Source organism: Enterococcus sp. MMGLQ5-1, from assembly GCF_013155265.1.
Taxonomy (GTDB): domain Bacteria; phylum Bacillota; class Bacilli; order Lactobacillales; family Streptococcaceae; genus MMGLQ5-1.
In genome coordinates, this window is record NZ_JABJXU010000001.1 from 372569 (window position 1) to 391766 (window position 19198).

General features: G+C 36.9%; 14 protein-coding genes and 1 pseudogene. 10 read left to right on the forward strand and 5 right to left on the reverse strand.

What is annotated here, in order from left to right:
* The first annotated feature begins 104 nt into the window (after positions 1-104).
* The 5 genes and pseudogenes from HOY35_RS01690 to HOY35_RS01710 all read left to right on the forward strand — a co-directional run bounded on the left by HOY35_RS01690 (position 105) and on the right by HOY35_RS01710 (position 6857).
* Positions 105-1430 carry an APC family permease gene (locus HOY35_RS01690; RefSeq protein WP_172210281.1) on the forward strand — a complete coding sequence of 442 codons (1326 nt, stop codon included), beginning with the start codon at positions 105-107 and terminating at the stop codon, positions 1428-1430.
* 52 nt (positions 1431-1482) lie between these two features.
* On the forward strand, positions 1483-2559 hold the full coding sequence (locus tag HOY35_RS01695) for an Mbeg1-like protein (RefSeq protein ID WP_172210282.1): 1077 nt from the start codon (positions 1483-1485) through the stop codon (positions 2557-2559).
* Positions 2560-2646: 87 nt separating this feature from the next.
* A pseudogene (locus tag HOY35_RS01700) lies at positions 2647-2966 on the forward strand (inorganic diphosphatase).
* Positions 2967-3199: 233 nt separating this feature from the next.
* Entirely contained in the window at positions 3200-4711 is a 1512-nt protein-coding gene (locus HOY35_RS01705; protein WP_172210283.1) for a DEAD/DEAH box helicase, read from the forward strand.
* Between the two features lie 307 nt (positions 4712-5018).
* A complete protein-coding gene (locus HOY35_RS01710) occupies positions 5019-6857 on the forward strand; it encodes an acyltransferase family protein (protein ID WP_172210284.1) in 1839 nt (612 codons plus the stop codon).
* A gap of 13 nt (positions 6858-6870) precedes the next feature.
* Here the strand turns inward: HOY35_RS01710 and HOY35_RS13420 are convergent, their stop codons facing one another.
* Together HOY35_RS13420 and HOY35_RS01715 are read right to left on the reverse strand one after the other, a co-directional pair.
* Positions 6871-7140 (reverse strand): GIY-YIG nuclease family protein, encoded by a 270-nt coding sequence (locus HOY35_RS13420; protein WP_249641444.1) that lies wholly within the window; start codon positions 7138-7140, stop codon positions 6871-6873.
* On the reverse strand, positions 7130-7879 hold the full coding sequence (locus tag HOY35_RS01715; protein ID WP_249641445.1) for a tRNA1(Val) (adenine(37)-N6)-methyltransferase: 750 nt from the start codon (positions 7877-7879) through the stop codon (positions 7130-7132). Before HOY35_RS01715 ends, HOY35_RS13420 begins: the two co-directional genes overlap by 11 nt.
* Before the next feature lie 214 nt (positions 7880-8093).
* Here HOY35_RS01715 and HOY35_RS01720 point away from each other — a divergent pair, with 214 nt between their 5' ends.
* The 4 genes from HOY35_RS01720 (at position 8094) to HOY35_RS01735 (ending at position 15241) form a co-directional block, all read left to right on the forward strand.
* Positions 8094-8711: a 1-acyl-sn-glycerol-3-phosphate acyltransferase gene (locus HOY35_RS01720; RefSeq protein ID WP_172210285.1), complete on the forward strand. Its 618-nt coding sequence runs from the start codon at positions 8094-8096 to the stop codon at positions 8709-8711.
* 67 nt (positions 8712-8778) lie between these two features.
* A complete protein-coding gene (locus tag HOY35_RS01725) occupies positions 8779-9759 on the forward strand; it encodes a nucleoid-associated protein (protein WP_172210286.1) in 981 nt (326 codons plus the stop codon).
* A gap of 64 nt (positions 9760-9823) precedes the next feature.
* Complete coding sequence (locus HOY35_RS01730; protein WP_172210287.1) at positions 9824-10711, forward strand: deoxyribonuclease IV; 888 nt, start codon at positions 9824-9826, stop codon at positions 10709-10711.
* Between the two features lie 174 nt (positions 10712-10885).
* Positions 10886-15241: a PolC-type DNA polymerase III gene (locus HOY35_RS01735; protein WP_172210288.1), complete on the forward strand. Its 4356-nt coding sequence runs from the start codon at positions 10886-10888 to the stop codon at positions 15239-15241.
* Positions 15242-15396: 155 nt separating this feature from the next.
* On the opposite strand, the gene HOY35_RS01740 is transcribed toward HOY35_RS01735, so the two are convergent.
* The 3 genes from HOY35_RS01740 to HOY35_RS01750 all read right to left on the reverse strand — a co-directional run bounded on the left by HOY35_RS01740 (position 15397) and on the right by HOY35_RS01750 (position 18491).
* Positions 15397-16044 (reverse strand): FusB/FusC family EF-G-binding protein, encoded by a 648-nt coding sequence (locus HOY35_RS01740; protein ID WP_172210289.1) that lies wholly within the window; start codon positions 16042-16044, stop codon positions 15397-15399.
* Positions 16045-16331: 287 nt separating this feature from the next.
* Complete coding sequence (locus tag HOY35_RS01745) at positions 16332-17696, reverse strand: MATE family efflux transporter (RefSeq protein ID WP_172210290.1); 1365 nt, start codon at positions 17694-17696, stop codon at positions 16332-16334.
* Positions 17697-18290: 594 nt separating this feature from the next.
* Entirely contained in the window at positions 18291-18491 is a 201-nt protein-coding gene (locus HOY35_RS01750; RefSeq protein ID WP_172210291.1) for a cold-shock protein, read from the reverse strand.
* Positions 18492-18650: 159 nt separating this feature from the next.
* Here HOY35_RS01750 and HOY35_RS01755 point away from each other — a divergent pair, with 159 nt between their 5' ends.
* The gene (locus HOY35_RS01755; RefSeq protein WP_172210292.1) at positions 18651-19175 is read left to right on the forward strand and encodes a 5-formyltetrahydrofolate cyclo-ligase; all 525 of its coding nucleotides are present in this window, start codon (positions 18651-18653) and stop codon (positions 19173-19175) included.
* Positions 19176-19198 lie beyond the last annotated feature (23 nt).

The window sequence follows — 19198 nt, forward strand, 5'->3', positions numbered from 1 at the left end:
GAATCATAAAAATTTATAATTATGATAAGCTTGAATAATTGAATGCTATTTAAAATATAAATAGGCTGAGTTGCTAGATTAGGTCTATTGAAAGAGAGAATTAAATGAAAAATGACAGCTTAAAAAAGGAAATTGGTCTAATTGGTGCTTTTTCAACAGTTGTTGGAACGGTAATTGGGGCTGGTGTTTTTTTTAAAATTGCAGCGATGGTAAAGGTGACGGGCTCAGCAAATCTTGCCTTATTAGCTTGGGTTTTTGCAGGTATTTTTACGATTGCAGGTGGTCTTTGTGTCGCCGAATTAGCGACGGCGATACCAGAGACAGGTGGCGCCATTCGTTATCTGGATCATACCTATGGTAAGCTGTGGGGCTTTCTTTTTGGTTGGATTCAGATGCTCATTTACTTTCCAGCAAATATTGCAGCACTTGGCGTGATTTGGGCAACCCAGTGCATTAATTTATTTCATCTGTCCAATCATTTATTAATACCGATTGCTTTTATTGCCGCTTTAACAGTTTTAGGTATTAATTTATTGGGTACGAGACTAGCGACAGGTGCGCAGTCAATTTTTACCATTTTAAAATTGATTCCTCTTGGTCTGATTGTAATTGCTGGCTTATTTTCCAGGGGGCAGGTTAATGTATCGTTATTACCTATTAGCTCTGGTGAGCATATTACCATTATTGGTGGTTTAGGTGCTGCAATTGTTGCTAGCATGTTTGCTTTTGATGGTTGGCTTGGGCTAGGTAATGTCGCCGGTGAAATGAAACGGCCTGAAAAGGACTTACCGAAGGCCATTATTATCGGACTTTCTGCGATTGCTATTATTTATGTCCTCATTAGCTATGTTTTCTTAAAATTTATGCCAATCGATCAAATTTCAGGGAATCAAAATGCTGCAAGTGAGGTTGCACAGATGATTTTCGGTCAGCAGGGCGGAAAAATTGTTACGATAGGTATTTTGATTTCAGTATACGGTGCATTTAATGGCTACACCTTTACCGCCATTAGAGTGCCTTATGCTTTAGCCTTGCAAAATCAACTACCGTTTAGCAATAAGCTAAGACAGCTTAATCGTTTTGCCATTCCAACCTGGAGTGCGGTATTGATTATGGCGATTGCAATGCTTATGATGACGCTCGGTACCTTTGATTTATTATCAAATTTAGCGATTTTTGTGACATGGACCTTTTCATTGTTATTATTTTTAGCGATTTTTATTCTCAGAAAGAGAGAGCCTGACTTGATTAGGCCCTATAAGGTTAGTTTTTATCCGATTACCCCAATCATTGCGATTTGTGGCGCATTATATATCATGTTTTCAACTTTATTTCAAGAAACAATGCTGGCAATGATTGGCATTGGCGCAACGATTGCCGGGATTCCGATTTATTACTTTGTGCAGCATCGAGAGAAAAATAAAGGATAAACTGAAATTTTATTAGCCTAAACGCTGTAAGCCATTACTGAAGGAGGCAAATATGAATAATATGTTAGATTATATCAATCAGTACGGCGATTTATCATTTGCCAAAAATTCTTTTAATGAAATTGATGCCTTAATTCTAGCGCAATCTGCTTACTTTGATTTTTCATCCTTTGCTTATAAATCCACTTATCAGCTTAAGGATATTGTCGGCTCTGAAATGATTACAAAAATGACCGAAAAAACCTTTAATGCGCATTCCAATGCCAAGCTATTAAGTGCAATGATTAAAAGCCAGCGCTATCGCAATATTACTTTTCGTGATTTCATTGATGATAAGGATTTAAATCAGGAATTACAGTTCTCTGCGATTACTTATCAATTAACCTCAGCTTTTTCATATATTGCGATTCGTGGTACGGACATTTCTTTTTTAGGCTGGAAAGAAGATTTTAACATGGCCTTTCTACCACAAATTCCTTCACAGATTGCAGCCTTAGCCTATGTTCAGCAATTTTGCTTGCAGCATAAAGGTCAATTTGCAATCGGTGGTCATTCAAAGGGTGGTAACTTAGCGGTGTTTGCAGGTATAGAGTTGAGTGCTAAATCTCGTCAACGCTTGACTAAAATTTATAATTTTGATGGTCCGGGCTTTCGAAGTCATGAGCTAAGCTATAAAAGTCAGTTGTTAAGACGTTTAATTTATAAAGTAGTGCCACAGGGTTCAATAATTGGCATTTTGTTTGATTTAAGCGAATTAAACATTATTAGAAGCTATGCCTCGGGCTATTGGCAGCATGATCCTTTTAGCTGGTCAGTTAATAAAATGCATTTTGAAGGCGTGGCGCAGTTAGAGCTGCCTTCCAAATATTTACGTGAAACGATACCGGCTTGGCTTGAAAAGGTTGATAATGAAACAAAAGAAAGAGTGGTTAGTGGTCTGTATCAGCTTTTAATTGATACAGGCTATCAATCGGTATTGGAAATTGAGCCGTTTCGATTGCAAAATTTAAAATATATGGCGGATGAATTAAAAAAATTACCACCTGAAACGCAAAGTGCAACCTTGTTGTTAATCAAAAAATTATTTGAATCCTCCTTGGAACAATCTAGGAAGCGGCTTAAAAAATGATAAAAATAATCAGTTTTTGTTAATCATTTTTTCAATAAAAATAGGCTAATCTGAAAAAGTTGACCTATCAGAGAAGTGGATTGCAAAATGGAAAGCTACGATGCAATAATTGATCGACCAATCGGCTATAGTGATCAATTTGCTATATCTCCCCGCTTAACTATGGTTTTATTCCAAATCTTATCGCAGGCGATGGCAAAGAGCAGGACGTTTATATTATTTCTGATAAAATCAATGCGCCATTGAAAACATTCAAAGGCAAACTGATTGCCAAAATTCATCGGCACGATGCTGTTGAGGATAAATGAATTTTGACAATCGAAGATGAAATGTTTTCTAGTGCTGAAATCATTAAAAAAACTCATTTCATGGAACAATATTTTGATTCAGAGGTGGAGATGATTTAAAGCTAGTGAGACGAGCTATTTTTTTGAAAGAATTCTGAAAATTTTCAGGATAGTATTGTTAATCTTTTCGTTTCGTGATAAAATATTACAGTTGCCGAAAAGTTTCTCAAAATAATTTAGGATGATTTTTCGGTGGGTAGGCACACTTCGTTTTCATTTTCGGGAATTCGATTATTTTGTAAATAGTGCCTAGAGTAATTGTCGAAAAAGATACAGAAATTAGGAGAGATTTTTTGAAATTTAATGAACTAGGATTGTCAGAAGCTATTTTAGAATCAGTTGAGCGTGCCGGCTTTGAAGAAGCAACGCCGATTCAAGCACAAACGATTCCATTAGCTTTGGCAGGCAAAGATGTAATTGGTCAGGCGCAAACAGGTACAGGGAAAACTGCTGCTTTTGGTTTGCCGACCTTACAGAAAATTGATATCAAACGTGGGATTCAAACTTTAATTATTGCCCCAACTCGTGAATTAGCGATTCAAACACAAGAAGAGCTATTCCGCTTAGGTCGTGATAAGCGTGTTAAGGTGCAAGCGGTATATGGTGGCGCTGATATTAATCGCCAAATTCGTGCCTTAAAAAATGAACCTCAAATTGTTGTAGGTACGCCGGGGCGTCTTTTGGATCATATTAAGCGTAAAACGTTAAAATTAGATCATATTGAAACCTTGATTTTGGATGAAGCTGATGAAATGTTAAACATGGGCTTTTTAGAGGATATTGAAGCAATTATTTCAAAGGTACCAGAAACAAGACAGACCTTATTATTTTCAGCGACTATGCCAGATGCGATTAAACGTATTGGTGTGAAATTTATGAAGCAGCCTGAGCATGTTAAGATTAAAGCGAAAGAAATGACTGCCGATTTAATTGATCAATATTATATTCGAGTTAAGGAATTTGAAAAATTTGATTTAATGACTCGGATTTTGGATGTGCAAAAGCCTGAGCTGACAATTGTCTTTGGGCGTACCAAGCGTCGAGTTGATGAATTATCTCGTGGTTTAGAGGCGCGTGGCTTTAATGCAGAGGGTATTCATGGCGACCTTTCTCAGCAAAAGAGAATGAGTGTTTTACGTGATTTTAAAAATAATAAGCTAGATATTCTGGTTGCGACCGATGTTGCCGCACGAGGCTTGGATATTAGTGGTGTTTCTCATGTTATTAATTATGATATTCCACAGGATCCAGAAAGCTATGTTCACCGTATCGGTCGTACAGGTCGCGCGGGTAAAGATGGTGTCTCAATTACTTTGGTAACAGCAAATGAGGTCGGCTACTTACACGTGATTGAGGATTTAACTAAGAAAAGAATGTCACCAATGCGTCCACCAACCGAAAAGGAAGCTTTTGTTGGCTCATTGAAATCAGCCATTGATGAGATTGATGAAACGATTGAAAATCAATCTGAAGCCTTGGATAAATTCGCTAAGCCTGTCGCTCAGCTTTTAGAAGCTCATTCGGCAGAGGAACTGGTTGCTGTTTTATTGAAGCAATTGGCCAAGGATCCAGAAAATCAGATTAAGGTTGATATTACACCTGAACGCCCATTAAGCAACAAGCGTGGCAAGGGTAATCGTAGTAATAGTCGAAATAATAACCGCGGTCGAAGTGATAATCGTAATAATAAAGATAGAAATTTTAAAGATAAGTATCGCAAGGATAAAAAGTTTTACGATAAAAAGCGTGGTACCAGCTCAGAAAAAAAACAAGGATTTGTTATTAGAAACAAAGGTAATAAATAATTAAAAAAGCTTATTTTGGCATAATTGCTAAAATAAGTTTTTCTTATTGAATAATCAAAAAATGCAGTTTTGGTTATTAATAATAGTATTTTGTTATTTTTAGAAATAATAAGAAATCTTAGTGAAATATCTTTTGAATTGTTTCTTGTTTTGATTTAAACTGAATACAATGTCAAAAGTAATTTGATTTTCTGTTTTGGATAAGTGTAAAATATTCGCTTTTCTAATATGGAATTAATATAAGAAAAATAGGAGTTTTAGTGTATTATTCTAGATCGGAATAAACTTGCTAAGTGGGTGTGAAAAAGTGCAAAGACAAAAAGCAAGATATATTACAGGCTTCGATGGGATTCGAGCAATTTCTGTAATTGGTGTTATTTTATATCATATTTTACCCGAGATAATGAAGGGCGGTTATCTGGGAGTTGTCGTTTTCTTTGTTTTAAGTGGTTATTTAATTACTGATTTGATGCTACAAGAATATGAGCGAAATGAAGGTATCGATATTCTAGGGTTTTATCAAAGACGAATGCGGCGGCTCTTTCCTGCCTTGATTGCTGTTTTACTCGGTAGTTCGATTTACATGGTTTTCTTTCAACGAGATTTAATGACGAATTTTCGTGGTGTAACCTGGTCAACTTTGACTTATTTGAATAATTGGTGGCAAATTTTTAATGGTGCCTCTTATTTTGATCATTTTATCAATAGCTCGCCATTTACCCATATCTGGTCATTGGCTATTGAGGGTCAATTTTATTTTGTGTGGCCAATACTTTTTGTGCTCTTATTAAAATTGACTAAGAGTCGGAGAGGTATCTTTATATTTTTATTTGGCTTAAGCATTGCTTCGGCTGTTTGGATGGCAATTTTGTTTTCACCGAATGCTGATCCATCGAGAGTATATTATGGGACAGATACCCGAATTTTCAGTATTTTAATAGGTGTTGCCTTTGCCTTCATCATGCCTAGTAATCGGATGAAGCAGGAGCTAGTGCCAAGAGCTAAAAGAACACTTAATCATATCGGTTTAGGTGCACTTGCAATTCTTTTATTTTTATTTTTCTTTCTAAATGACAAAACACCTTTTATCTATTATGGTGGCATGTGGCTAGTGAGCTTGATTTCTATTATCTTGGTCTTAGTTTGTGCCCATCCGGGAAGTAGCTTGAATCGCTGGCTGACTAATCCCTTCTTTAGCTACCTTGGTAAGCGTAGCTATGGTATTTATTTATATCAATATCCAATTATGATTTTCTTTGAGACAAAGGTAAAGGATATTAATCGTCATCTAATGATTTATTCGCTAGTTGAAATTGTCTTGATTTTAATTGTTTCTGAGCTTTCTTACCGTTTAATCGAGCTACCACTAAAACGGTTTGATTATCGAAAATTGGCACCTAAAATTAAGCAATTTTTCAAAGAAAAACCTAATTTACATAAATTACCCGGCTATGTAATGACAGTGTTGGTTGTTATTGGTGTATGCGGCATGATTTTTTCGCCATCTAAGCAAAGTGAAGCAGCACTAAAAATAGAAGAAGAAATTAAAAAGAACGCTGAAATTTTGAAGGCACAAAAGAAAACTGAAACTGAAATAAAGAAGTTGGATCAGGCTCAGGTTGATGAGCTTCGCAATGAATTTCAATTGACAGATAAACAGATTGTTACAGCACATGAGCAAAAAATCACGGCATTTGGTGATTCAATTCTTTTATCAGCAAGTGATGCACTAACGAAAATTTATCCAGAGATGGTAGTTGATGCCGATGTTGGTCGCCAGCTGTATTCGAGTTCAGAAACGCTTCAAAATTTGGCAAAGGCAAACAAGCTAGAGGCTACTGTATTAATTAGCCTAGGAACCAATGGTTCCTTTACGGAAAGTCAGTTTGATGATTTTATGAAGGTACTTGGAGACAGGCAAGTGTATTGGTTGACTGTTCATGTACCAACAAAACGTTGGCAAGAGCCTGTTAATCAGCTCTTGGAAAAAATGACGACTAAATATTCTAATCTCAAGCTAATTGATTGGTATAATATTAGCCTAGCGCACCCTGATTGGTTTTACGAGGATGATGTGCATCCAAATGAGGCAGGGAAGGTAGAGTACGTCAAAGCAATCGTCAATCAAATTGATTCTGAAAAATAAAGAAAACACGGAATTAGGGCAGTTGCTCTGATTTCGTGTTTTTAAGATATTGGCATTTGGCAGTCCGAGTTAATTTTTTAAAGGCAGCTTCCGCTTTCATTGCTTCGCTCTTAGTTTCAAATGCTTCCAGATGAATCATCTGAACAGGTGTTCGATGTCGCGTGTATTTGGCACCAGTGCCTTGATTATGCTCTTTTAAGCGACGATTTGGCTCCGTTGTATAGCCACCATAAAAGCTCTTATCTGCGCACTTGAGGACATAGAAATAGGCCTTATTTTCCAAAATAGATTGTCCTCAATTCATCAGTGTAGTTACCTGCGTCATCGTGAACAATCAAGCTTGGCAAGAATTTTATGCCGCTTTCACCACCATCCTTAATTGCATCAATTAACAGGATGTTAGCTTCGCTATTGCGTTTTGGGTGGACGAGCTGGATTTTTTTAGGTGTTAATTTATATTTACGTAAGGTGTCAAATATTTCAGTAAAGCGATTTGGTCGGTGAACAAGCGCTAGATGACCACCAGTTTTGAGCAGCTGTTGACTCATGCTTAGTACCTCATCTAAATTTGTAGACAATTCATGTCGGGCAATTGCCAAATGCTGATTGCTTTTTTGCTTGGTAGATTCACTCAGCTTAAAATAAGGTGGATTACAAAACAATAAGTCAACTGAGGAGCGTTTAATGTAGTTAAGACTATTTTTTAGGTCATCGTTAATCATCGTCATCTGATTGGTAAGCTGGTTTAATTCAATACTGCGCTGTCCCATATCTGAAAGCTCAGGCTGAATCTCAATTTGAGTAATCGGGCAGTTAGTTTTTTGGCTGACAAATAAGCCAACAGCACCATTTCCCGCACATAAATCCACAATTGATGCCTTATTGTTTGGTATTTTAGGAAAATTGGCAAGTAGGACACTATCTATTGAATAGCTAAAGACTTTTTTGCTTTGAATTACTTTGACGCCTAGCGCATAAAGCTGGTCAATACGTTCATTTTCATTTAATAGTTGATTATTCATGTAGCTAGTATAGCACAGCTGTTTAGTAAATTTCAAAAAGCTATAATATTGTAAAAAAGGTGTAAAGAATGATGGAGTAAGGTATAATTAAAAAGGTGTTAAACTGCTTTGAAGGCTGTTGACTCAGAAATTAAGCAGAAGCCTTAACGGACAGACCTGTGTTTGATTATTGGCTCAAAGCTATATTTATTAAATTATTAAAAGGGAGCTCATTATGCTTTTTAAATTTTTAAGAATTGTCATTCGATTTTTTTTGTTTATTGTGAATGGTAATAGTAAGTACATGAATCGTGATCGTCTACCAAATGATGAAAATTATATTTTAGTTGCACCACACCGAACTTGGCTTGATCCTGTGTTTATGGTGATTGGTGCAAGACCTAAGATGTTTAATTTTATGGCGAAGCAGGAGCTGTTTAAAAATCCGTTTTTTGGCTGGCTAATCAAAAAATTAGGCGCATTTCCAATTAATCGTGAAAAGCCAGGTCCTTCTACAGTCAAGGTACCAGTTAAATTACTTAAGGCAACGGACAAATCTTTAATTATGTTCCCAAGCGGGACACGCCATTCAACAGAAATCAAGGGTGGTGTCGCTGTCATTGCTAAAATGGCAAGGGTGAGAATTGTACCCTGTGTTTATCAGGGACCATTGAAATTTTCACAAATTTTTCTAAGGAAGCGAATTACGCTTAATTTTGGTGAGCCCATTGATATCTCTGATATTAAAAAGCTAGATAAGGCGGGAATTGAAGCTGTTTCCCAAAGAATTGAGCAAGCATTTCAGGCCTTAGATGATGAAATTGATCCAAGCTATGTTTATCATGCCGATTAGGGTTTTGTTAGTCGTTTGATTATTGTTTATATTCAGTTTGAATAGGAGTTAGTAAGAGGAGTTTTCGTTGGATTTTTATATTAAGCAAGCAATTTTACATTTATACGATGCTGATCAACAGGCATTAAATATTTCAAAGCAATTATTAGATTTATCTCAGCCTGTTATTCACGATTATATTTTAAAAAAATTAGAGCGTGCTTATTCTGACAAGCTGAAAAGTGGTCGGCTGGAGGCTAATCATGAGCTTGTTGAATTAGTTAAGCAAGAAGATTTTATTCAATCTTCAGTTGAATTTTGTCAAAAGTGGCTAGAGGCTTATAAAATTGCTGAAAAGCAAGCGGCTAATGATTTAATTTGTATCCTATACGAGCAGGAGGGAATGGCTTATTTTGCATTTATCCGTGTTAAGCTTAATCGAGGCTTTGCCAATCAAACAGGACTTGAGAATAATCAAATTCAAGTGAACCCTTATCAGCTGCCGAGTGATTCACAGCTGCCGGATGAAGCATTTTTATTAAATTTAGAGACTGATGAATTTTTATTGCTTGAAAAACAAATCAAGTTTAATGGTGCCAATATAAAATATTTTTCTGAAAATATTTTAAAAGCCTCAACTAAGCCGTCTGTTAATGATCAGCTGAAGCAAATTAAGCAAACGGCGAAGAAAATTGGGAAATCATTCGATACAGAAGAATTTCAAATGGCATCGACGATTCAAAAGGCAGTGGTTGCTAGTCTGGATGAGGTAGAAACCTTTGATCCTAAAAAAATTAGTGAATCACTTTTTCCTGAAAATTTGACCGCCCAATTAGAATTTCAAGAGGCAACAAAGGCTTCAGCAAATCTAAAGATGGATGAAGCCATTAAGCATAAAACAGCACAAAAGCTGGCTACTCAAAAGCTTTCTTTGAGCTATGGCATTGAAATTACGGTGCCTAATGATGTCTATGATGATGCGGACCGTGTTGAATTTATTCAAAATGCGGATGGTACTTATTCCATTTTAATTAAAAATATAACGGATATTAAAAATAAGTTTATATAAATAACAATTAATAATTAACCCTAGGTCATAATTTTGAATTAGCTAAGATAGGAAGGGATTTTTTATGAAAATAGGTTCTCATGTCTCAATGAGTGGTAAAAAAATGTTGCTTGGGGCTGCTGAGGAAGCAGCAGGCTATGGCGCTTCTACCTTTATGATTTATACAGGTGCGCCGCAAAATACGCGTCGCAAGCCAATTGATGAAATGAATATTGAAGCCGGTCAAGCTTTTATGGCAGAAAATGGACTTTCTGACATTGTCGTTCACGCACCTTATATTATTAATCTTGGCAATACGATTAAGCCTGAAAATTTCCCCTTCGCTGTCCAGTTTTTGAGGGAAGAAATTAAGCGTAGTGAAGCCCTAGGTGCTAAGCAAATCACGCTTCACCCAGGTGCTCATGTTGGTGCTGGTGCTGAGGCGGGCATTAAGCAAATCATTAAAGGCTTGAATGAGGTGCTTGAAAAAGATCAAACAGCGCAGATTGCCTTAGAAACGATGGCGGGTAAGGGCACCGAGATTGGTCGAACATTTGATGAAATTGCTAAAATTATTGACGGTGTGACTTTGAATGATAAGCTTTCAGTAACTTTTGATACCTGTCATGTGAATGATGCCGGCTATAATGTCAAAGAAGATTTTGACGGTGTTTTGGCAGAATTTGATAAAGTAATAGGCCTAGAGCGCTTAAAAGTGGTTCATATAAATGACTCTAAAAATCCACAGGGCAGTCATAAGGACCGTCATGCAAATATTGGCTTTGGTACGATTGGCTTTGAGGCTTTAAATCGGATTGTCCATCACGAAAAATTAGTTAATTTATCAAAAATTTTGGAAACACCTTATGTTGGTGTGGATAAAAAAACAGCCTATGCACCCTATGGTAAGGAAATTGCGATGTTTAAGGCGGGCAAATTTGATGCGGCCGTCTTTCCTGAGCTAGTAGAATAATTTTTAAAGAATTCCCTAGATACAAAATCACAGTTGATGATCTTGTATTTAGGGTTTTATTTTGCTGACATTTTTTTAAGCGCTGAGATTGATTTTTCTAAAATAGATTATCTAGAATCAAGCTTAAAAAAATGATAGAATGGAAGTTGAGATTGTGGAAGGGACGTGAAATAAATGGCTGATAATTTGTTTGAAAAGCTCTTAGATCAGATGGCATTTGACCTAGAATTAAGACAGAGTGCGCTTTTTAAAACGGCAAATATTGAAAAGGTAGAAGTAAGCTTTGAAAATCATCAATGGCATTTTTTTATCCAATTTCCACAGATTTTACCTGTTGAGATTTACCGTAAATTTCGTTTTGAATTAGATCAAGCGTTTCAAGATAAGGCTGCAATTCGTCTAACTATTAAGGCTTGTGAAACCGATTTTTCGGAAGGCTTAATTCAAGAATATTGGCGTTTAGTCTTTGAAGAGGAAAATTGTGCGATTCCAATTGTTAATGGCACCTTTAAAATGTTTCTACCTGAAATTACTGCTGATGGTAAGGTTGTCATTCCAATGAACAGTGCTGGTAGCATTGATTCCTTACATAAAAAATATTTGCCAATAATTGCCAAGCATTTCAAGCATTATGGTTTTCCAGAAATTACCTTTCATCCAGTTGTGGACGAGGCTAAGGTTGCTGATTCAATCGAAAAACAAAATAGTCGACAGGAGCAATTAATGGAGATGGCAATCCAGCAAAATGCTGAATTTGAGAAACAAGCCAAAAAGGCGCCTTCATTAAACACTGCTGATAAATTTCAAATGGGTCGCTGGATTAAGGATGGCGAGCTTGTTTCACCGATGAAATCAATTATCGAGGATGAAAATCGAGTGATTTTTGAAGGTAATATTTTTGAGCTTGAGGTTAAAACGACACGAACTGGTCGTAAGTTTTTGTTATTTAAAATGACTGATTATACTTCTAGCTTTTCATGTCAAAAGTGGTCTCGAAATGATGAAGAAGCGGCCCTTTTTGAATTAGTAAAGAAAAATATGTGGGTTCGTGTTCGTGGTAATGTCGAAATGAATACCTTCCAAAATGATTATGTGATGAATGTGCAGGACATTCAGGAAATCAGTCATGCATCAAGGAAGGATCTCATGCCTGAAGGGGAAAAACGCGTTGAATTTCATGCTCACACTAATATGTCGACAATGGATGCCATTCCATCTGCCAAGGATTTAGTTACGAGAGCTGCAGAATTTGGTCATCCAGCGATTGCAATTACCGATCATGCCGGACTGCAAAGCTTTCCAGAGGCTTATCAATCTGGTAAACAGCATGGTGTTAAAATTTTATACGGTGTCGAGGTTAATTTGGTCGATGATCAGGTGCCAATTGTTTATAATGAAGCCTCTGCTAATTTAAAAGAAGCAACTTATGTTATTTTTGACGTTGAAACGACAGGGACATCAGCAGTATATAATAAGCTAATTCAAGTAGCCGCTAGTAAAATGTATAAGGGGAACGTGATTGATTCCTTTAATATGTTTATTGACCCCGGACATCGATTAAGCCAGTTCACCGTTTCGCTGACGAAAATTACCGATGATATGATTCAAGAGAATGCGGTACCTCTTGACGAGGTCTTAAAGGCCTTTCAAAAATTCTGTGAGGGCTCAATCTTAGTCGCGCATAATGCCACCTTTGATGTCGGTTTTATGAATGTTAACTATCGTCGCTATGATTTACCGGAAATTACCCAGCCAGTGATAGACACTTTAGAGTTTTCACGAAATATTAATCCGGATATTAAGCGCCATGGTCTAGGACCACTAACCAAGCGATTTAATATCGTTTTGGATAATCATCACCAAGCGGATGCCGATGCGCAAGCAACTGGACATTTACTTTTTCTATTTTTAGAAAAAGCATATGACCAATATCAAGTTACAGATTTAATATCGTTAAATGAAAAAGTGATTGATGCGCATTCTTATAAGCGTGCCAGACCCACGCATGCAACTGTTTATGCTAAAACTCAGGCTGGTTTAAAGCAGCTCTTTACTTTAGTTTCACAATCCAATGTTAAATATTTTGAGCGTGTGCCTCGTGTGCCAAAGTCACTTTTACAAAAATATCGCAAGGGCTTGATTGTTGGCAGTGCCTGCGATAAGGGAGAGGTCTTTGATACGATGCTATCAAAGGGGTACGAGGCAGCTAAAGAGGTCGCTAAATTTTATGATTTCATTGAGGTAATGCCGAAAACGGTGTATCAGCCATTAATTGAACGGGAGACCATTAAGGATGAGGCTGAATTAGAGCAAATCATTAAGGAATTGATTCGTCTTGCTGAGGAGTTAGATAAGCCTGCCATTGCCTCTGGTGATGTTCATTATATTGAAAAAGAGGATGGTGCTTATCGGGAAATTGTTGTACGTGGTCAAGGACCAGGTCAAGAAATCAATCGACCGATGCGAATGGGTGATGTTGAAAAGGTGATTTCTCTGCCAGAGGTTCATTTTAGAACGACTAACGAAATGCTAGATGAGTTTGCCTTTGTCGGCAAAAAAAAGGCTTACCAAATCGTGGTTCAGCAGCCTCAAGCGCTTGCTGAAAGCTTTGAATCGATTACGCCAGTTAAAAATGAGCTATATACGCCTTATATTGAGGGCTCAGAGGAACAAATTGTAAAAATGACCTATGAAAAAGCCTTTGAGCTTTACGGTAATCCATTACCTGAATTGGTTGATTTGCGGATTGAAAAGGAGCTGAAATCAATAATCGGTAATGGTTTTGCCGTAATTTATTTGATTTCTCAAAAATTAGTAAAAAAATCAAATGACGATGGCTACTTAGTTGGCTCTAGGGGGTCGGTTGGCTCTTCATTCGTGGCAACGATGACTGGTATTACTGAGGTCAATCCATTGGCGCCGCATTATGTTTGTCCAAATTGTAAGTATTCAGAGTTTTATGAGGATGGTACATATGGCTCCGGTTATGATATGCCTGAGAAAAATTGTCCAAAGTGTGACTCTAAAATGCACAAGGATGGTCATGATATTCCGTTTGAAACCTTTTTAGGCTTTTACGGCGATAAGGTACCCGATATTGACTTGAACTTTTCTGGCGAATATCAGCCGAGAGCCCATAACTATACTAAGGAAATCTTTGGTGAGGACTATGCTTATCGAGCTGGGACAATTGGTACAGTTGCCGAAAGAACGGCCTATGGCTTTGTGACAGGCTTTGAGAAGGATTACAATAAGCATTTTAATAATGCTGAAAAATCACGTTTAGCACTAGGCTCAATCGGTGTTAAACGAACAACCGGCCAGCACCCGGGCGGAATTATTGTTATTCCGAGCTATATGGATGTAAATGATTTCTCGCCAATCCAATTTCCAGCAGATGATGTTGATTCTGATTGGAAAACAACGCATTTTGATTTTCATTCAATCCACGATAATATTTTAAAGCTAGATATTTTAGGTCATGATGATCCGACGATGATTAGGATGTTACAGGATTTATCGGGCTTAGATCCAGCTGAAATTCCAGTCGATGATCCAGAGGTGATGAAAATTTTTTCTTCGCCTGAAGTATTAGGGGTAACAGAAGAGCAAATTGGATCACGCACAGGTACGCTCGGTGTACCAGAATTTGGGACCCAATTTGTTCGTGGTATGCTTGAGGAAACACACCCTAAAACCTTTGCCGAGCTGCTACAAATTTCAGGCCTATCGCATGGTACTGATGTTTGGTTGGGTAATGCGCAGGAGCTAATAAAAAACGATATTGCGAATTTAGCTAATGTAATTGGTTGTCGGGATGATATTATGGTTTATTTAATCCATGCGGGCTTAGAGAGTGGCATGGCCTTTAAAATCATGGAAAGTGTTCGTAAGGGAAAAGGGATACCAGATGAATGGCAGGCTGAGATGCGTAGTCAAAATGTACCTGAATGGTATATCGAATCCTGCTTAAAAATCAAGTATATGTTTCCAAAGGCCCATGCGGCTGCTTATGTAATAATGGCGTTGCGGGTAGCCTATTTTAAAGTACATTTGCCAATTTACTATTATTGCGCTTATCTTTCTGTTCGTGCCAGTTATTTTGATTTAAAGGTAATGGCGAGTGGTAAAGAAGCAGTTAAGGCTAAAATGAAGGAAATTAGAGATAAAGGCAATGAAGCCGCCAATACCGAAATTGGCTTGCTGGGTGTTCTGGAAATCTGTAATGAGATGCTTGAACGTGGCTTTACGATTTCTAAGCTGGACTTATACAAATCAGAAAGTGTGAATTTTGTAGTCGGCGAAGATGGCAAGAGCTTGATTCCGCCTTTTAGAGCGGTTGATGGCTTGGGCTTAAATGTTGCTAATCAAATTGTTGAAGCCCGAAAGTCTGGCGAATTTTTATCCAAGAATGAGCTAAAAAATCGCGCTAAGGTTTCTGTTACTTTGATTGAAAAATTTGAGGATTTAGGTATTTTAAATCATTTGCCTGAGGATAACCAATTGTCACTTTTTGATGATTTATTTTAATTGAGGAATTTTATTAATAACTATTTGTTATTATTAATAGCTTATAAAAAGGGCTGAGTCATAGGAAAAATTATTTAAAGTCGTTTTTTAACGAATTTTAAGTAATTAATTCTGTGGCTCAGCATTTTTGATTGAAGAAAGCTGGCTTTTGTCGATTAATTTGAAAAATTTTGCCAGAACTTTTCAAGATGCTCAAGCTGACTGATATGACGATTGCATTCAAAACTGTCAGTGCAAAGGTAATTTCCTTTTTTGGTATATGTTCCGTCACCAGCAGATTTTGTAGTTGCTAGAAAAAAGGCGACTGTGCTGATATGATTACAAATTGCGCAATGTCCTTTTTGAGCATCTGGGCTAAATTGACCGTAAAGGCCAATAAATTGCTGATTAACGTTCCGAATTAAGTATTTTCGATTATTATTGCCATCGTTAAAGCCTAAATAGCTTAATTCTCGAAAATCAATGCTTTCTGTCTCAAGATTAGGCAATTTTTTAACCTTACGAAAACATTTTTGAATTTGTTTGTGACTTGGTATCTTCATGGGCTGAACAAAGACCTTTAGGGCCTCAAAAATGACGAGAAATTGCTCTTTTGTCAGCGTTTGCACCATCAGCTTATCCAAATACGGATTTAACTTAGGAGCCCTTTTAAAATATGTCTCTATTTCGCCTTTTATTAGTGTCTGAAGTGCTTCGATTGTTTGCTTATCATTGACTGAATGATAGGCCTTGATTAGCTCAAAGGCTTGCTGTTTGATCAGCCAATATTCATGAGGCTGTAAAATTTCAATTGCTTTTGTCATTAACGAATCTCCTCTTTGATACCTTTGAGGCTTATTTTCGTCAAAGATATCTTTATGCGTATTTTGAGATAAATATTAATATTTTCCCGCGTACGATCAATGATGTGGCTTTCATCATTATCACCCCCAATTTAGTAACACTCTATGTTAAGTATAATTAATTCTCCTTTTTTGTAAATAAATTAATTTATAGGCATTATAAAAGCATACTTATGAATTATACATACAAAAAAGAGGAGTAGCTCAGCTATTATCCTCTCAATTTCGTGAATTTAAACGCTGCATGGCTAATAGGATTGCGAATCTAGCTGCTGCTTATCCTGTTCCCATTTTTTGAGCTGGCGAATTGAAATAATTGTGCTTGGTAAAAGAATCGCAACGCTGCCTAGCCAAGCTAGTGGATTTGCAGCAACGGTACCTGCAAAGCCAAAGAACATCGTACCAATAATGGCAGCAACAATCCGAGCAATTAATTCCATAATACCAGCCAAGGTTGGAATGAAGCCCTTTCCTAAGCCTTGAATCATGTATCTAAGAATGAATAAAATGGCAAGCAGCCAATACATTGAACCATTGATAAGATAATAAATATTAGCAAGTCTGAAAACCTCACCCTCTCCTTGATTAATAAACCATGAGGTAAAGAAGTTACCAAAGAGATTAATTACGATACCAGCGATAATGGCAAAGCTAACGGCAATCACTAAGGCTGCCTTAATGCCATCAATGATTCGCTGATATTCCTTTGCACCAAAGTTTTGAGCGGTGAAGGTTGCAATGGCAGTGCCCAGCGCAATTAATGGCAGCATTGCAAGCTGATCAATTTTGCTTGCTGCAGATTGGGCTGCGACTGCATCTGTTCCAAGGGTGTTTAGGGCAATTTGCATGATGACCGTGCCAATCGCAATGATTGAGGTTTGAAAGGCCATTGGAAAGCCAACACGAGCGTGCTCAATGAAGTCTTGCTTATCTAAACGGAAGTCGTCCTTTCTTAGGGTTAGGATTGGTATCCGCCGCTTAATATGAATAATGCCTAGTGCAACAGAGAGCGTTTGAGCGATGACGGTTGCAAAAGCAGCACCAGCAACACCCCATTTAAAATATAGAATAAAAACAAATTCCAAAATAATATTAACAATACTTGCAACAACCAGAAAAAAAAGTGGCGTTCTGGCATCACCAATGGCACGAATAATATTAGACAGTAAATTAAAGCCAATTGAGGCGAAGGTGCCGATAAATAAAATGCCGATGAAAATCTGAGCATCCCTTAAAATATCCTTTGGTGTTTGCATGACAATAAGTAATGGCTCAACAAATGCAAGTGACAGGATGGTAAGAATTACAGTGATGATTATTGAGTAGATAATACCGGTTGCAAAGCTTTTTTTGACGCCGATTAAATCGTTTGCACCGTATTTTTGTGCTGTAATAATTGAAAGTCCTGCTGTTAGTCCCTGTGCAAATCCCAAAATGAGAAATGAAAGACTGCTCGTTGAGCCAACAGCAGCCAAGGCCGTCTTACCCAAAGTTTTACCGACGATTAGTGTATCCATGGTTGTATACAGCTGTTGAAAAACATTGCCGACAATTAGTGGTAAGCTAAATGCGATAATGATTTTAAAGATATTGCCTTTAGTTAAATCTGTCATTTTCCGTCTCCTATTTTTTCAGTTTAATCATCGTATCAAAGGGAGCGGTTACATTCAAGACATATCTTGAATAAATTTTAATTTTTTTATTAATATTTTTAAGAAATAATCACTGTTATTTTAGAGCTCTATAATAAATTGGACTGATAAATATTTCGGTTCAATTGGAGGTGGAACAAAAGACGTTTAACGCCGTAAAAAAAGGTGCTTTCTCTCTGATTAAACTGTGAAAAATAGACGAGTCATTCGTTTATTTAGTCAGACGTTTTCTGTCTGACCGGATGACATATCTATTTGAACAGCTTTGAGGGAGAAAGCCTGTCAAAACAAGCCGTTTACGCTTTTCAGACAATCTAGCTTCAACGGCTTACGCAAAAGCTTATGACAACGTGCCTTAGCAGATTTTTTGCTTAGGCGTTGACTAGTCGTAGTCGCATTATCCTCTGTAAATTACGAACAATACAAAAAGGGGCTAGGACTTTTGTCCCCAACCCTGTCATCCATATTGATCATTTTAGCAGAATTTGCCCAATTTGAAATTGAGTTTATTTAGCAAAAAAAAAGCAATCCCGAAGGATTGCTTTAGCAACTAAATTAGTCTTTAGTAACGTTAGCTGCTTGAGGGCCACGAGCGCCATCTTCGATATCGAAAGATACAGCTTGACCTTCTTCTAAAGTTTTGAATCCGTCTCCGCCGATAGCTGAGAAGTGTACGAATACATCTTTACCATCTTCAGCAGTAATGAAACCAAAACCTTTTTCAGCGTTAAACCATTTAACAGTACCTTGTGCCATTATAGACATCCTCCTTGCGTTATACGCGTAAATTGTTGCAATTGTTGCCGATGAATCGAAGAATGTTTATAATGAAACGACCTACCGATAAATCTTAACAAAAACCACACTCATTATGTTAGCATAGATAATGGCGGAATGCAATAAAAGGAGAAAAAAATGAAAAAAAAATTAAGGCAACAAATCATTCGAGATTTGAAGAGGATGGATTTGGATGATAAAGTGTCCCAAGAAAATTCGATTATGGATCAGCTTATGCTTGAAAATAGCTATATTAATGCACAAACGATTGGTATCTATTTACCTTTTTCATTTGAATTTAACACGATGAAAGTCATTGAATCCGCTTTAAAAAATAACAAAAAAATCGTAATTCCAAAAACTTTTACTCAACGAGAGATAAAATTTTTCAAATATGATAAAAAAAATTTACAATTAAGCACCTATGGTATTCTTGAACCGACTAATCAAGGTGATGAGGTTAAAGCAATTGATTTACTAATTGTTCCTGGGGTGGTCTTCAATCCTGCAGGTTTTCGGATTGGCTATGGTGGCGGTTATTATGATATCTATTTAAATCAATTTCAAGGGAAAACAATCAGCTTGGTTTTTAGTCAACAAATTCAAGCCTTTAAACCAGAAAAGCATGATATTGCTGTTCAACAATTAATTATTCCTAAGTAAATTGTTATGATTAATAGTATGAT

Coding starts and splice junctions, on each gene's coding strand:
- HOY35_RS01690 (WP_172210281.1), top strand. CDS start 105: ATGAAAAATGACAGCTTAAAAAAGGAAATTGGTCTAATTGGTGCTTTT.
- HOY35_RS01695 (WP_172210282.1), top strand. CDS start 1,483: ATGAATAATATGTTAGATTATATCAATCAGTACGGCGATTTATCATTT.
- HOY35_RS01715 (WP_249641445.1), bottom strand. CDS start 7,879: ATGAATAATCAACTATTAAATGAAAATGAACGTATTGACCAGCTTTAT.
- HOY35_RS01720 (WP_172210285.1), top strand. CDS start 8,094: ATGCTTTTTAAATTTTTAAGAATTGTCATTCGATTTTTTTTGTTTATT.
- HOY35_RS01730 (WP_172210287.1), top strand. CDS start 9,824: ATGAAAATAGGTTCTCATGTCTCAATGAGTGGTAAAAAAATGTTGCTT.
- HOY35_RS01735 (WP_172210288.1), top strand. CDS start 10,886: ATGGCTGATAATTTGTTTGAAAAGCTCTTAGATCAGATGGCATTTGAC.
- HOY35_RS01740 (WP_172210289.1), bottom strand. CDS start 16,044: ATGACAAAAGCAATTGAAATTTTACAGCCTCATGAATATTGGCTGATC.
- HOY35_RS01745 (WP_172210290.1), bottom strand. CDS start 17,696: ATGACAGATTTAACTAAAGGCAATATCTTTAAAATCATTATCGCATTT.
- HOY35_RS01750 (WP_172210291.1), bottom strand. CDS start 18,491: ATGGCACAAGGTACTGTTAAATGGTTTAACGCTGAAAAAGGTTTTGGT.
- HOY35_RS01755 (WP_172210292.1), top strand. CDS start 18,651: ATGAAAAAAAAATTAAGGCAACAAATCATTCGAGATTTGAAGAGGATG.